The sequence below is a fragment of the Desulfovibrio psychrotolerans genome, from assembly GCF_013340305.1.
In the GTDB taxonomy this organism is placed as follows: domain Bacteria; phylum Desulfobacterota; class Desulfovibrionia; order Desulfovibrionales; family Desulfovibrionaceae; genus Halodesulfovibrio; species Halodesulfovibrio psychrotolerans.
The window spans coordinates 186321-200322 of record NZ_BLVP01000010.1 but is presented as its reverse complement, the minus strand read 5'-3'; the positions used below and the strand labels follow the sequence as shown (position 1 = coordinate 200322).

The window sequence follows — 14002 nt, the reverse complement described above, 5'->3', positions numbered from 1 at the left end:
GCGGCACGTTACAGATACGGGTCTACCTGCGCCAGATAGTTCTGCACATAATCCCGCGCGCCGTCTTCAAGGCTGCGGAAGCGGACGGGGCATCCGGCATCCGCGAGGCGGCGCATGGGAGCCTGCGTGAAATACTGATACTTGCCGCGCAGTTCTTCCGGCATATCCATGTACTCTATGACAGGTTCGCGCTCCATGGCGGCAAACACGGCACGGGCAAGGTGGTTCCATTCCCGCGCAGTGCCGGTGCCCACGTTGAACAGGCCGTTGGCATCGGGATTTCTGAGCAGCCACCACATCGCGTCCACGCAGTCTTTCACGTACACGAAGTCGCGCATCTGCCCGCCATCGGCATAGTCCGGGTGGTACGAGCGGAACAGCTTCATCACGCCGGTTTCCCCTATCTGCGAAAACGCCTTACAGACCACGCTCATCATGTTGCCCTTGTGGTACTCGTTGGGCCCGTACACATTGAAGAATTTGAGGCTGGCTATCTGGTCCAGCCTGCCTTCGCGGTGTGCCCAGAGATCGAAAAGCTGCTTGGAGTACCCGTACATGTTCAGCGGCTTGAGCCGCAGCATGGTCTGCACGGAATCATCAAAGCCCAGCGAGCCGTCCCCGTAGGTGGCGGCGGAACTGGCGTTGATGAACCGCGCACCCTGCCCCAGCGCAAATTCGCACATGGCCTTGGTGTAGCGCAGGTTGTTGTCCATGAGGAAGTCGGCATCGCGTTCCGTGGTGGAGGAGCAGGCTCCCATATGGATGACGGCCTCTACCTCCCACGGCACCTCGTCGTGCAGCACAAGGTCCAGAAAGGCGTCCCGGTGCAGGTATTCCGCATAGGTGCGGTTGACCAGATTCTTCCACTTTTCCGTGCTGGCCAGATTATCCACCACCACGATGTCTGTTATGCCCATCTCATTGAGTTTCCAGACCATGGCGCTGCCGATGAACCCCGCCCCTCCGGTGACAATATACATGCCTCTCTCCTTGCCGCCCGTTTCCGCCGTTGCCGCCGTGCCGCCGTGTTCCGCACAGCAGCCGCAGCCGTGCCCGTGATTGCCGTGCGGCCCGTGATGGTGATGATGTGCAGCCATATTCCGTGCGCCTTACCTTGTACGCTGTCTGTTGGAAAAACGTGCTTTATGCAGACGGCTATGCCGCTGCGGGTGCAGATTCGCGCTCCACCTGCGGGCCGTGCTCTGTGACCACCACGCGCAGCCCGAAGATGTGAGCCGTTTCCGAAAGGGGACGGCCGAAATAAAAATCCATCTCGTTGGCGGGAATGTCCGCCTTTTCGCGCACCACAGCGCGGAACGCCATGTCAAAGCGCACGGCTTCCGCAAAGGCTTCACGCGCGGCAGGGTCCTGATCAAAGGCGGCGGCAAGCCGTTCCAGCATGGGGTATCCGCACTTTTCCTCATGCACGCGCACCAGTTCCGCCGCACCGGAGTCCGCGCCCAGAATATCCTCACGGGTCACGCGGTCCTTGTTGTACATGGCTTCAATGGTTTCCGGGTTCCAGCAGTCCAGCGCGCGGCATTCCGACGGGCGGTCGGCATAGATGAAGCACAGCCTGTCCACCACGTTCAGGAAACAGCAGGTCCACGAGGCGGCATCGCGCCCGCGCAGCTTCACAATCTCCTCTTCCAGCGGCACCAGCCCGCCGGAAATCTGGTCGCGCATCAGTTCGCCGCGCCGGAAGGTGATGAGATCCTTGTAGCCGAAGGCACCCTTTTCCAGCAGTGCCATGTCCTGTCTGTGCAGGGCGGGGCCGCCCTTGGCGCAGCAGGTGGCGCAGCGCGTACATTCTCTCTGTATGGTCTGACCCATTGCGGTCTCCTTGTCTGACGATATCTGGTACTATCTGGTAAATCTGGCAAACTTGTCTGCGCCTGACTGTATATGACCGTATCTGACCGTATCTGGCATTGTCTGGCAGTATTTACCTGTTAAAAAGTCACTTCCTGCGGGCTGTTATTGATGCGGTGCAGGCGCAGGACGTGTTCAAACGCATTCGGGCCTGTCCGTGCCTGTTCGTGCATGTTCGGGCCTGTTCGTGCATGTTCGGGTCTGTTCGTGCATGTTCGGGTCTGTTCGCACATGTTTAGGCCTGCTTAGGCCTGTTTTGGCCTGTTTAGACATGTTCAAAAAGACGCGCAACCGGACATGCGAAAGCCCCTGAACAGCACGCAGCAACGCGGCTGACCGCCTTGCCGGGAACGTCTCAGGCCCTGCGTTGCACGCTGCGCACGGCGCGCACGCCGAAACGGCAGGTAAAGTCCTGCCAGCCCACAAACCCCATGGACGCGCTCACAAACCATGCCGCCATATACGACTTCCTGTCACACGTCCAGAGCACGTCATGCGCCCCGTGCGTTCCCGTATCGCCAAAAACAGGTGCCGCGCAGTAATCGCCCAGCATGGGCGGCTCGCGCAGCACGGTGGTCAGTTCCTCCACGGTGGGCAGCCGCCAGTCCGCGTATCCGGCAAAGCCGGTCTCATTCAGCAGGGCAACATACTCATGGGCTTCCTGCCATGTCAGGGGATACTCGCTGCTCCCGCGCACCCACATGCAGCCGGAGGCTTCATCACGCACGGTGCCGTCTCCGTTGTCTTCCAGCAGGGGAAGCGATGCGGCACCGCCCGGAAAAACGGGCCGCCACAGCGCGTCCAGCCCGAACCGGCTGCGCGCCTCATGCACCCCCACCTTGCAGGGTTCCCGGCGGACCACACGGGGGGCTCCCCCGGCATCTTCCGGCGCACGGACAGGCCCGGTTTCGTCATCCAGCAGGTTGCACACGCTACGCACCCTGCCCCGCCAGCGGTCGCGCAGCCTGCGCAGTTCCGCCGCCATGGTGTGGGCATCGGCAAACCTGTCCTGCGCGTGTTCCGCCGTGGCGGTATGGAAAAATTCGTCCCATGCCCCGTCCAGATCATCGCTGTACCGGCTGGCGGGGGGAATACGCTGCCCGCCGTTGCCGCTGCGCGCCGCCTCACGCGCCAGCAGGGTGTCGTCATTGGGCAGAACGCCGGTGAGCATGCGGTACAGCATGATGCCCACGGGAAACAGGTCCGCCCTGCCGTCCACGCCGTCCGGGTCGCGCTCCTGCTCCGGGGGCGCATAGTAGGGCGACCCCACCTTTACCCCGCGCGGCCGCTCCTGCACGGGCGCGGTTTCGCCGCGCAGCCGGGAAAGGCCGAAATCGATGAGTTTTACCTCGTCACGTCCCGTGACCATGATATTGAAGGGCTTTACGTCACGGTGCACGATGCCTGCGTGGTGCATGCGCGCAAGGGCGTCCAGCGTTTGCAGGGCATAGCCCACGGCGCGGTCCAGCGGCAGCCGCCGGGTGGGTGCCTCCACCCTGTAGCTTTCTCCCAGCAGCATACCCAGATTGAGGCAGTAATATTCCATGACAAAGAACGGACGCCGCTCGCCGCCCACCACCGCTGTGTCGCAGTCCCAGACTGAGGCAATGTTCGGGTGGTCCAGCGCAGCCATCATGCGCGCCTCTTTTTCAAAGGCTGCCGCAAGCGCGTCCATGCCCATCAGGTCTTCCAGCACATCTGCCGGACGCAGCAGTTTAAGCGCCGCAATGCGCCCCGTCAGCGGCTGCGCCACCTTGTATACCGCGCCCATGCCGCCCCTGCCGAGCAGCCCGCGCACCTCGTAGCGGCCTATCTTCATATGTTCTCCGCCATAGCGCTATCTTCCGCGCAGCCTGTCCGCATACCGCTGCGGCATGCCCGCCGCCGCGAACTTGCTGATCGTGGTTTCCACATCGTATTCCACAAACCGCACTGCCAGCCCGCGCGTGTGCGTGTCCCACAGCACGTACTTGGCGCGGGGGTCGCCATCGCGGGGCTGCCCCACCGCGCCTATATTCACCAGATACCGCATGGCCGTATCCAGCGTCCGCACCCCTTCCCGCAGCGGCTCGCGGCGCACGGCGGTTCCGTCCCACGCCACAAGCTCCAGTTCGTGAGTGTGCCCGATAAACGCCACCGGCTCCGCAAACGAACCGAACAGGTCACCAAACTGCCCTTCGTCTACTTCATACAGATACTTCAGGGCGGAATCGGGCGGCAGCCCGTGGACGAACAGGGCGTTATGCCGCTGCAGCGTCATGGGCAGGGTCTTAATGAAGTCCACCGTCTCATCGCCCACCAGCTTGCAGGTGCGGTTCAGCGCCTCGCGCGACTGCGAATTGAACCACCTGCGGCAGTCCGACCGCGCCACCCCCAGCTCATGGTTGCCCGCCACGGAAAGAATACCCCGCTCACGCAGCAGCCTTATGCAGGCTTCCGGGTCCGGCCCGTACCCTACAACGTCGCCCAGAGAGATGATCTCTTCCGGCGGTGACGCAAGGGAATCCATATCCGCGAGCACGCTGGCAAACGCCTCAAGGTTGGCGTGTATGTCTGAAAGCACGGCTATTCGCATGGCCGCACCCTAGCAGGAAAACGGGGGAAGGCAAATCGCGTAAGCGCGGCAAACGGCGCTTTCCGTTGCCATGACGCACTCCTTGGGCTACGGTGGGATAAGCCTTTCCCCTGCTCTGCGCCCGCTGTGCAGCAAAGGAATATGGCCGTCATTCGCATGGCACTCTGTTGATAGAATGTGGACAGAATCATGAAGTGATATGGCGCGCGCATGCTGAACCGCGCCGCAACCATAACGAGGAAAAGGAAGCTTCCATGCACATAGCTATGATGGGTCTGGGCAGAATGGGTATGAACATGGCCCGCCGCCTGTTGCGCGGCGGCCACACGGTAACTGTGTGGAACCGCTCTGCCGACAAGGTGCGGCAGATGGTACAGGAAGGCGCGCAGGGAGCGGATTCACCGGAAGCGATGGTGCGGATGCTCCCGCAGCCGCGCATTGTGTGGTGCATGCTCCCGGCGGGCGATGTGACCCGCCAGACACTGGAAACACTGGCGGGTCTGCTCTCTCCCGGCGACATGGTGATAGAAGGGGCAAACTCCTACTGGCGTGACGATGCCCCGCAGGCGGCCATGCTGGCGGAACGCGGCATAGGATACGTGGACGCGGGCGTTTCCGGCGGCATTTGGGGACTGGAGGAAGGCTACTGCACCATGGTGGGCGGCGATGCGGCCCACGTTGCCCTTGCCGCCCCCGCGCTGGATACCCTTGCCCCCGCCGATGGCTGGCGGCACGTGGGACCTGTGGGGGCCGGGCATTTTGTCAAGATGGTCCACAACGGCATTGAATACGCGCTGATGGAATCCTACGGCGAAGGGTTCCAGCTGCTGCGCGAAGGCCCCTTCCCCGGTCTGGACCTGCACGCCGTGGCTGCCCTGTGGAACAGGGGGAGCGTGGTGCGGTCGTGGCTGCTGGAACTGCTGGAGGCCGCGCTGCAAAAAGACCCGCAACTGGATTCCATTCAGGGCTACGTGGAAGATTCCGGCGCGGGACGCTGGACCGTGCTGGAAACCGTGCACCACGGTGTTGCCGCCCCCGTGCTGGCGCAGGCGCTATACCGCCGCTTTGCCTCCCGGCAGGACAACGCCTTTTCCAACAGGGTGCTGGCGGCCCTGCGGAACGAGTTTGGCGGGCATGCCGTAAAACGGAGCTGACCGCCGCCCCATAACGGCTGCCACAGCCCGACGCGGCTGGCGTATGCGCCCTGCGCCGCCTCCGGCTGCATGGCACCGGAATAGGCCATCCGGCGTGTGTGCCCCCCGCAATCTGCACCGGCACTACACGCGCCGGGGCAACGGGTCGTGAACACGTGAAAAGACAGGAGACACCCCCGTGGAAACGCGTTTTACCCTGCAACAACCCAACGTCTGCGCGGAAGCCTCGGCAGAGGACTGCGGCATTGTCGTCTTCGGCGCATCGGGCGACCTTGTGCAGCGCAAGCTCATTCCTGCCCTGTACGGGCTGCATCTGCGCAATCTGCTGCCTTCCCGCTTTTACATTCTGGGCTTTGCCCGCTCAGACATGACGGACGAGCAGTTCCGCGGACGCATGCGCGAGGCCATAACCGCTGCCCACGCGGAGCATCCCGCCGCCGTGGCGCAGGAGAAGCTGGACGCCTTTCTCGCCATGTGCCGGTATGTTTCCGGCGACTACAACGATCCCCGCGCCTACGAACGCCTTTCCATGCGCTGCTCCACCTGCGACCGTGACTTTGACGCCACAGGCAACCGCCTCTTCTACCTTGCCCTGCCGCCCGACCTGCACCCCGTTGTCACCCGGCGGCTGGCGGAAGCCGACCTCACGGATGAAGGCCCGCAAGGCAGACCGTGGGCGCGGGTGGTGTTTGAAAAACCCTTCGGGCACGACCTTGCCTCCGCCCTGCATCTGGACAGCCTGCTCGGCAGAACGCTGGCCCCCTCGCAGATTTTCCGCATGGACCACTACCTTGGCAAGGAGACCGTGCAGTCTGTGCTCATGTTCCGCTTTGCCAACGCCATCTTTGAACCGCTATGGAACCGACGCTACATTGACCACGTGCAGATAACCACGGCGGAATCGCTGGGCGTGGAGCACAGGGGCGGCTACTACGACAACGCAGGCTGCCTGCGCGACATGTTTCAGAACCACATGCTCCAGATGCTCGCCATAACCGCCATGGAGCCTCCGGCCTCGTTTCAGGCCGAAAGCGTGCGCGACGAGCGGGTCAAGCTCATGCGCTCGCTGCGCCCATGGCCATGCGGAGATACGGGCGGCGAACTGTGCAACTGGGTGGTACGTGCGCAGTACGAAGCGGCTCCCGGCGGGGCTTCCTCCCTGCCCGCCTACCGCAACGAGCCGGATGTGGCCCCGGATTCCGTGACGGAAACCTACGTTGCCGCAAAGGTACTTATCGATAACTGGCGATGGCAGGGTGTGCCCTTTATGCTACGTTCCGGCAAGGCGCTGCACCGCAAGGTTACGGAAATTGCCGTCACCTTCCGGCGGGTGCCGCATGTGCTGTTCGGCCTTTCTTCCAAGGCGCAGATGCCCGCCAACGTGCTGGTGCTGAAAATTCAGCCGGACGAGGGCATAGACCTGACCATTCAGGCCAAGCAGCCCGGTCCCAAGTCGTGCATGTCCACCATGGCGCTCTCCTTCAAGTACAAGGATATCTTCGGCGTGACCCCGCCGGACGCCTACGAACGGCTGCTGCTGGACTGTATGCAGGGCGACCGCACCCTGTTCTGGTCGCGGGAGGAAGTGGAGGCCGCATGGTCGCTCATTGATCCCGTACTCAGCGAATGGGCAGCACACCCGCAACGCTGCCCCCTGCACACCTACCCTGCCGGAAGCTGGGGCCCGCAGGCGGCGGATGCGCTTATGCGGTCCATCGGCGCGCGCTGGCGCAGACCGCCGGAGATGGGCGGCACGCACGAGCAGCCCTGAGGCCGCGCACCGGAAATATTTGCAAACCGCCCCGTTTTGGGCTATCCGACACGCTACACACCATTTTCCGAACCTGAAAGCAAAGTCCGGCGACCTGTTCCCGGCCCAAGCATACCATGCGCAAAGCTTCCATCGGCCTCACTCCCGAATGCGTTCCCTCACTGGCACTCACCGGCCTTGGCACCATTGCCTTCGGCCTTATGGACTGCTGGTTCATGACCACGGTGTTTCTGCTGCTGTTCGCCTTCTGCCTGCACTTTTTCCGCGACCCGGAACGCGTGGTGCCCACCGCGCCCGACCTTGCCGTAAGCCCTGCCGACGGCAAGATAATCAAGGTGCAGCACATGCCGGACCCCTTTACCGGCGAACCGCGCCAGTGCATCTGCGTATTCATGAACGTGTTCAGCGTGCATGTGAACCGCGCCCCTGTGGCGGGTACGGTGGCTGCCATTTCGTACCATCCCGGCAAGTACCTGAACGCCGCATGGGACAAGGCCAGCACCGACAACGAACGCTGCGCCTACAATATGCAGGACACCGAGGGACGCCACTGGACCATGGTGCAGATTGCAGGGCTTATTGCCCGGCGCATTGTCTGCCGCGTGGATGAAGGCGACAGCCTTGCCCGCGGCGAGCGGTTCGGCATGATCAAATTCGGCTCGCGGGTTGACCTTTACCTTCCGGACGACTATGTTCCCTCTGTAAGTGTTGGCGAACAGGTGTTCGCAGGCCAGACCGTTCTTGCCCGCAAGCGGGACGGCGGCAACCCGTAATACCACACGGCACGAGCCGGATTCATTGAAAAAAAGACACACGGCAGACGCATGAGCACGCAACGCGCCACCCCCCGCAGGGGTGTGTACATTCTCCCCAACCTCTTCACCACGGCAAGCCTGTTTTCAGGTTTTCTGGGGCTGATCTGGGCTGCGCAGGGGAATTTTGAAGGTTGCGCCATGGCCGTGCTCTTTTCTGCCCTCATGGACGGGCTGGACGGCAAGGTGGCCCGCCTGACCAACACTGCCAGCGAATTCGGCGTACAGTACGACTCGCTGGTAGACCTTGTGGCCTTTTGCGTTGTTCCTGCCTTCATGATCTACATGTGGCACCTGCAGGACTTTGGCCGCTTGGGCATAGCCGTGGCGTTTCTCTTTGCCGCATGCGGCGCGCTGCGTCTGGCACGGTTCAACATATCCACCGCCGTTACGCCCAAAAAGTTCTTCATAGGCCTGCCCACACCTGCGGGCGGCTGCACCCTTGCCACCATGGTCTTCTTTGCCCCGTATCTGCCGGAGTATCTGCAGGACCATTTCGGTGCCTTTGCCCTTGGCGCCACCCTGATTACTTCCTTCCTCATGGTCAGCCGGGTGCGCTACGCATCCTTCAAGGAATACGGGTTTCTCAAGGCCCATCCGTTCTCTTCGATGGTTTCTGCCATCCTCATCTTCGTGCTCGTGGCTTCCGAGCCGAAGCTGCTGGGATTTCTGGTGTTTGCCGGATACATCATTTCCGGCCCCGTATACACCTTCGCCTACCTATCCCGGCGTTCTCCCAAGCTACTAAACGACCTATCTTCCTAGGTCGTGTGAGTAGTCACACTCCTCTTTTCCCCCTTTTCATTTCGTGTATACTTCGCCCCCTTGCAGTGTAAGGCGGGCAGGCAGCAAGCAACGCGGACCGTTCCGCACAAGGCCATAGGAGCACCTGATGGCACACGCAGTCGTACACATGCAGCGCAGGCACCTGAACCACCTGTCGTTTGTCAGGCAGTTTGCCAACCTCCGACTACGCAAGGCAGCCCGGTACACCGGGCAGCCTGCGCAGCAGAGATAATGCCTGAACAAACAACAGACGCGGCATGCCGCGAGAAAAGGAGCAATCACCATGTCCGACAAGGTTTTCATATTCGATACCACCCTGCGTGACGGCGAACAGTCCCCCGGTGCAACCATGAACATGCAGGAGAAGATCCGCCTCGCCCGCCAGCTGGAAACGCTGGGCGTAGACATCATGGAAGCCGGGTTTCCCGCCGCCAGCCAGGGCGACTTCGAAGCCGTGCAGGCCATTGCGAACACCATCAGAGACGTGCAGGTGGCGGGCCTGTGCCGCGCCATAGAGCCGGATATAGACCGTTGCTGGGAAGCCATAAAGGGCGGTGCCAACCCCCGCATACACACCTTTATCGCTACCAGCCCCGTGCACATGCAGTACAAGCTGCGCAAGGAACCGGCACAGGTGCTGGAAATGGCCCGCGAGGCCGTGAAGTACGCCGCCCGCTACACCTCCAACGTGGAGTTTTCGGCGGAAGACGCCTCGCGCTCCGACTGGGACTTCCTTGCCCGTGTGGTGGAAACCGCCATAGACGCCGGAGCCACGACCATTAACATTCCCGATACCGTGGGCTACGCACAGCCGCAGGAGTTCGGCGAAATGGTGGCCTATGTCATGGAAAAGGCCGCGAACAGCCATAAGGCCGTGTTCAGCGTGCACTGCCATAACGACCTGGGACTCGCCGTGGCCAACACGCTCTCTGCGCTCAAGGCCGGTGCGCGGCAGGCAGAGGTGACCATAAGCGGCATAGGTGAACGCGCGGGCAACGCCTCGCTGGAAGAGGTGGTCATGGCCCTGCGCACCCGCTCCGGCTACTACGGGCTGGAAAACCGCATCCAGACCGAACAGCTTTTTCCCACCTGCCGCCTGCTCTCCATGATCATCGGGCAGGCCATACCGCCCTACAAGGCCATAGTAGGCCCCAACGCCTTTGCCCATGAATCGGGCATTCATCAGGACGGCATGCTCAAGAACCGCGAAACCTACGAGATAATGACCCCTGAATCCGTGGGACGCCTGAAGACGGAAATAGTGCTCGGCAAGCATTCCGGCCGCAACGCCATAAAGGGCAAGGTGGAAGAGCTTGGCTACAGGCTGGACGATGAGCAGATTCAGATTGTTTTCGAGGCCATCAAACGTCTCGCGGACAAAAAAGAAAAAGTATACGACGAAGACATCGAAGCCCTCATCCATGAAGAGGTCTTCCGCATACCGGACAAATACCGCCTGAAGCACCTCTCCGTGCAGGCCAGCGACGTGGGCGTTCCGCCCTCTGCCGCCGTGGTTATGGACGTGAATGATGAAGAGATGCGGCACACCACCTTTGGCGTGGGCCCCATAGACGCGGTATTCAACTCCATTGCGCAGATTGTGGGCCGCAGCCCGCAGCTTAAGCGTTACACGGTGAACGCCATTACCGGCGGCAGCGATGCGCAGGGTGAGGTGACCGTGCGGCTGGAAGAAAACGGCATCGAGTCCGTGGGACGCGGTTCCGCACCGGATATTATCGTCGCCAGCGCGCGCGCGTATCTGAACGCGCTGAACAGGCTGGCGAAGAAGGAAAAGGAGGACAAATAGGATGGCTCATACCCTCGTGCAGAAGATTCTGCAGAAGCACACGGCACAGGAGATCACCGAGGCGGGACAGATTGTCCAGTGCAACGTCTCGCTGGCCCTTGCCAACGACATTACCGCACCGCTGGCCATCAAGTCCTTCCGCGCCATGGGCGCACAGAAGGTATTTGACAAAGACCGCGTGGCGCTTGTCATGGACCATTTCACCCCGCAAAAGGACATAGAGTCTGCCATTCAGGTCAAGGGTGTCCGCGAATTTGCGGCCGAGCAGGAAATAACCCACTACTACGAAGGCGGCGACTGCGGCGTGGAACACGCCCTGCTGCCGGAGCTGGGCCTTGTGGGACCCGGCGACATTGTGGTGGGCGCAGACTCCCACACCTGCACCTACGGCGGCCTTGGGGCGTTTGCCACCGGCCTCGGTTCCACGGACGTGGCCGGAGCCATGGCGCTGGGCAGCACGTGGTTCAAGGTTCCGCCCACCATCCGCGTGGAGTACAGCGGCACCATGCCCGCACATGTGGGTGCGAAAGACCTTGTGCTCAGGCTTATCGGCGAAATAGGCGTGGCCGGTGCCCTGTACAAGGCGCTGGAATTTTCCGGACCCGTGGTGGACGCGCTGGACGTGGAAGGGCGCATGTGCATTGCCAACATGGCCATTGAGGCGGGCGGCAAGTGCGGCCTCTTTCCCGCCGACGCAAAGACCCTTGCCTACACCGCCGCGCGCGGCCGCACGGACCAGCTCCTGACCGCTGGCCCCGGCGCGGTGTACGAGCGCACCGTGGCCTTTGATGTTTCCGGCATGTCGCCGCAGATTGCCTGCCCCCACCTGCCGGACAACGTGCGCCCCGTGGAAGAGGTGAAGAACGTGCGCGTTGATCAGGTGGTTGTAGGCTCCTGCACAAACGGCCGCATAAGCGACCTGCGCGAGGCAGCCGCCATTCTCAAGGGCCGCAAGGTGGCCAAGCACGTGCGCACCATCATTCTGCCCGCCACCCCCAATATCTGGAAGCAGGCTCTGCGCGAAGGCCTTATTGAAATCTTTATGGAAGCGGGCTGCATAGTGGGACCCGCCACCTGCGGTCCCTGTCTGGGCGGGCATATGGGCATTCTCGCGGACGGCGAAGTGGCCATAGCCACCACCAACCGCAACTTCAGGGGCCGCATGGGCAGCCTTGAGTCGGAAGTGTACCTCTCCAGCCCCTGCGTGGCAGCCGCCTCCGCAGTGGCGGGCGAAATTGCCGACCCGCGCGCACTGTAACAGTCTGCGGCGCTTCGGCAGGCCGTGCCTCCCGCCGCCGGGCACTGCCCGGACCCGGCAGGGACAACGGCCCCGGCGCCCCGAGCGGCGACATACCAATCGTTGCGGCCCGGCCCCGGCGTAACCGGGACAGGGCCGATACAAGGAGTTTACACATGAGCTATCAGGGTACTGCCCACAAGGTGGGTGACCATATCGATACCGACGCCATCATCCCCGCCCGCTTCCTTGTCACCACAGACACCAAGGAACTGGGGGCCAACTGCATGGAAGGCCTTGAGGCCGGATGGGTTAAGCGCGTCAAGGAAGGCGACATAATGGTCGGCGGAGAGAACTTCGGCTGCGGCTCTTCCCGCGAGCACGCGCCCATTTCCATTCTCGGCGCGGGCATTCCGGTGGTTATCGCCCACTCCTTCGCCCGTATCTTCTACCGCAACAGCTTCAACATGGGGCTTCTGCTCATAGAAATCGGCGATGACATACACAAGATCAACGACCACGACACCATAAGCGTGGACATTGAAAAGGGTGTCATCACCAACAGGACCACGGGCACGGAGATAACCTATCCGCCGCTGCCCGCGTTTATGCGCGAGTTTCTCGACAAGGGCGGACTCATCCCCTACGTCAGGGAAAAGCTGAACGCGTAACGTAGCGGAAGGGTTATTGTGGAAGAACGCCTCTGCCGGACAACTCCGCACTTCGCGTTCAGGGCTCTGCCCTGTCCGCCGGAGGCATTACACAAACTCATAAGTACAAAACTCACTCTTCTTCGTTGGAGTCGGTCATGAATATGAAGATATGCCTGATGCCGGGTGACGGCATAGGCCCTGAAATTGTGGAACAGGCGGTGGCTGTGCTGGACAAGGTGGCCGCAAAATTCGGTCACACCGTGGAATACAGCAACGCGCTCATCGGCGGCGTGGCCATAGACGCCACGGGAAACCCGCTGCCGGACGAAACCGTGGCCGCGTGCAAGGCAGCCGATGCCGTGCTGCTGGGCGCGGTGGGCGGTCCCAAATGGGATACCCTGCCCGGAGACAGACGGCCCGAGAAGGGCCTTTTGGGCATCCGCAAGGCGCTGGGGCTGTTTGCCAACCTGCGTCCGGCCAAGCTGTTCCCCGAACTGGCACAGGCCTGCTTTCTGCGCCCGGACATTGTGAAGGACGGCATTGACGTTATGGTGGTGCGCGAACTCACAGGCTGCATCTATTTCGGGCAGCCCGTGGGCCGCGAAATGCGCGACGGCAAGATGACCGCCTTTAACACCATGGTGTATGATGAAGAAGAAGTGCGCCGCATCGCCCGCCTTGCCTTTGACGCCGCCATGAAGCGCGAAAAGCGTCTCTGCTCGGTGGACAAGGCCAACGTGCTGGAAGTTTCCCGCCTGTGGCGCGAGGTGGTGGAAGAGGTTGCCAAGGAGTATCCCGAAGTGGAACTCACCCACATGTATGTTGATAACGCCGCCATGCAGCTGGTACGCAACCCCAACCAGTTTGATGTTATTGTCACGGGCAACCTGTTCGGCGACATCCTTTCCGACGAGGCGGCAGTCATCACCGGTTCCATAGGCATGCTGCCCTCGGCCTCTCTGGGCGCGGGCGGTCCCGGCCTGTACGAGCCCATCCATGGTTCCGCGCCGGATATCGCAGGCCAGAACAAGGCCAACCCGCTGGCCACCATCCTTTCCGTGGCCATGATGCTGCGCTATGCCTTCAGCCTGAACGACGAGGCACAAGCCATTGAAAACGCCGTGCAGCGCGTGCTGCAGGAAGGCTACCGCACAGGCGACATCATGGAAGAAGGCAAAAGCCTTGTGGGCTGCAACACCATGGGCAATCTGGTGGCGGAGCGCATTTAGCCGGACACGGAGCGCGCCCTTTAAGCCTGTTTGCGCAGGCTGCGCATACGGTGCATCTAATGTGCCCCGGAGTGCCGGATGTGTTCCGGTGCTCCGGGGCTGTTCG

At 62.0% G+C, this 14002-nt stretch carries 13 protein-coding genes; 9 read left to right on the top strand and 4 right to left on the bottom strand.

Features of this window, described 5'->3' with window-relative positions:
* Positions 1-8: 8 nt before the first annotated feature.
* The 4 genes from rfaD to HUV26_RS12800 all read right to left on the bottom strand — a co-directional run bounded on the left by rfaD (position 9) and on the right by HUV26_RS12800 (position 4447).
* Entirely contained in the window at positions 9-980 is a 972-nt protein-coding gene (gene rfaD, locus HUV26_RS12815; RefSeq protein ID WP_174410638.1) for an ADP-glyceromanno-heptose 6-epimerase, read from the bottom strand.
* 175 nt (positions 981-1155) lie between these two features.
* On the bottom strand, positions 1156-1833 hold the full coding sequence (locus HUV26_RS12810) for a YkgJ family cysteine cluster protein (RefSeq protein WP_174410527.1): 678 nt from the start codon (positions 1831-1833) through the stop codon (positions 1156-1158).
* A 394-nt stretch (positions 1834-2227) separates the two neighbouring features.
* The gene (locus tag HUV26_RS12805) at positions 2228-3691 is read right to left on the bottom strand and encodes a protein kinase domain-containing protein (protein ID WP_174410526.1); all 1464 of its coding nucleotides are present in this window, start codon (positions 3689-3691) and stop codon (positions 2228-2230) included.
* A gap of 18 nt (positions 3692-3709) precedes the next feature.
* Positions 3710-4447, bottom strand: a complete 738-nt coding sequence (locus tag HUV26_RS12800) for a metallophosphoesterase family protein (RefSeq protein ID WP_174410525.1) — start codon at positions 4445-4447, stop codon at positions 3710-3712.
* 197 nt (positions 4448-4644) lie between these two features.
* On the opposite strand from HUV26_RS12800, the gene gnd reads away from it, so the two are divergent.
* The 9 genes from gnd to leuB all read left to right on the top strand — a co-directional run bounded on the left by gnd (position 4645) and on the right by leuB (position 13896).
* Positions 4645-5601: a phosphogluconate dehydrogenase (NAD(+)-dependent, decarboxylating) gene (gene gnd / locus HUV26_RS12795; protein WP_373869064.1), complete on the top strand. Its 957-nt coding sequence runs from the start codon at positions 4645-4647 to the stop codon at positions 5599-5601.
* 178 nt (positions 5602-5779) lie between these two features.
* Complete coding sequence (zwf, locus tag HUV26_RS12790) at positions 5780-7372, top strand: glucose-6-phosphate dehydrogenase (protein WP_174410523.1); 1593 nt, start codon at positions 5780-5782, stop codon at positions 7370-7372.
* 116 nt (positions 7373-7488) lie between these two features.
* Positions 7489-8145: a phosphatidylserine decarboxylase family protein gene (locus HUV26_RS12785; protein ID WP_174410522.1), complete on the top strand. Its 657-nt coding sequence runs from the start codon at positions 7489-7491 to the stop codon at positions 8143-8145.
* A gap of 51 nt (positions 8146-8196) precedes the next feature.
* Positions 8197-8949 carry a CDP-diacylglycerol--serine O-phosphatidyltransferase gene (gene pssA, locus HUV26_RS12780; RefSeq protein ID WP_174410521.1) on the top strand — a complete coding sequence of 251 codons (753 nt, stop codon included), beginning with the start codon at positions 8197-8199 and terminating at the stop codon, positions 8947-8949.
* Between the two features lie 127 nt (positions 8950-9076).
* On the top strand, positions 9077-9202 hold the full coding sequence (locus tag HUV26_RS16935; protein WP_274602462.1) for a hypothetical protein: 126 nt from the start codon (positions 9077-9079) through the stop codon (positions 9200-9202).
* A 51-nt stretch (positions 9203-9253) separates the two neighbouring features.
* Entirely contained in the window at positions 9254-10777 is a 1524-nt protein-coding gene (locus HUV26_RS12775) for a 2-isopropylmalate synthase (RefSeq protein ID WP_373869063.1), read from the top strand.
* A gap of 1 nt (position 10778) precedes the next feature.
* The gene (gene leuC, locus HUV26_RS12770) at positions 10779-12035 is read left to right on the top strand and encodes a 3-isopropylmalate dehydratase large subunit (protein ID WP_174410520.1); all 1257 of its coding nucleotides are present in this window, start codon (positions 10779-10781) and stop codon (positions 12033-12035) included.
* A 155-nt stretch (positions 12036-12190) separates the two neighbouring features.
* Complete coding sequence (locus tag HUV26_RS12765) at positions 12191-12685, top strand: 3-isopropylmalate dehydratase small subunit (RefSeq protein ID WP_174410519.1); 495 nt, start codon at positions 12191-12193, stop codon at positions 12683-12685.
* Positions 12686-12822: 137 nt separating this feature from the next.
* Positions 12823-13896: a 3-isopropylmalate dehydrogenase gene (gene leuB, locus HUV26_RS12760; protein ID WP_174410518.1), complete on the top strand. Its 1074-nt coding sequence runs from the start codon at positions 12823-12825 to the stop codon at positions 13894-13896.
* Positions 13897-14002: the final 106 nt, after the last annotated feature.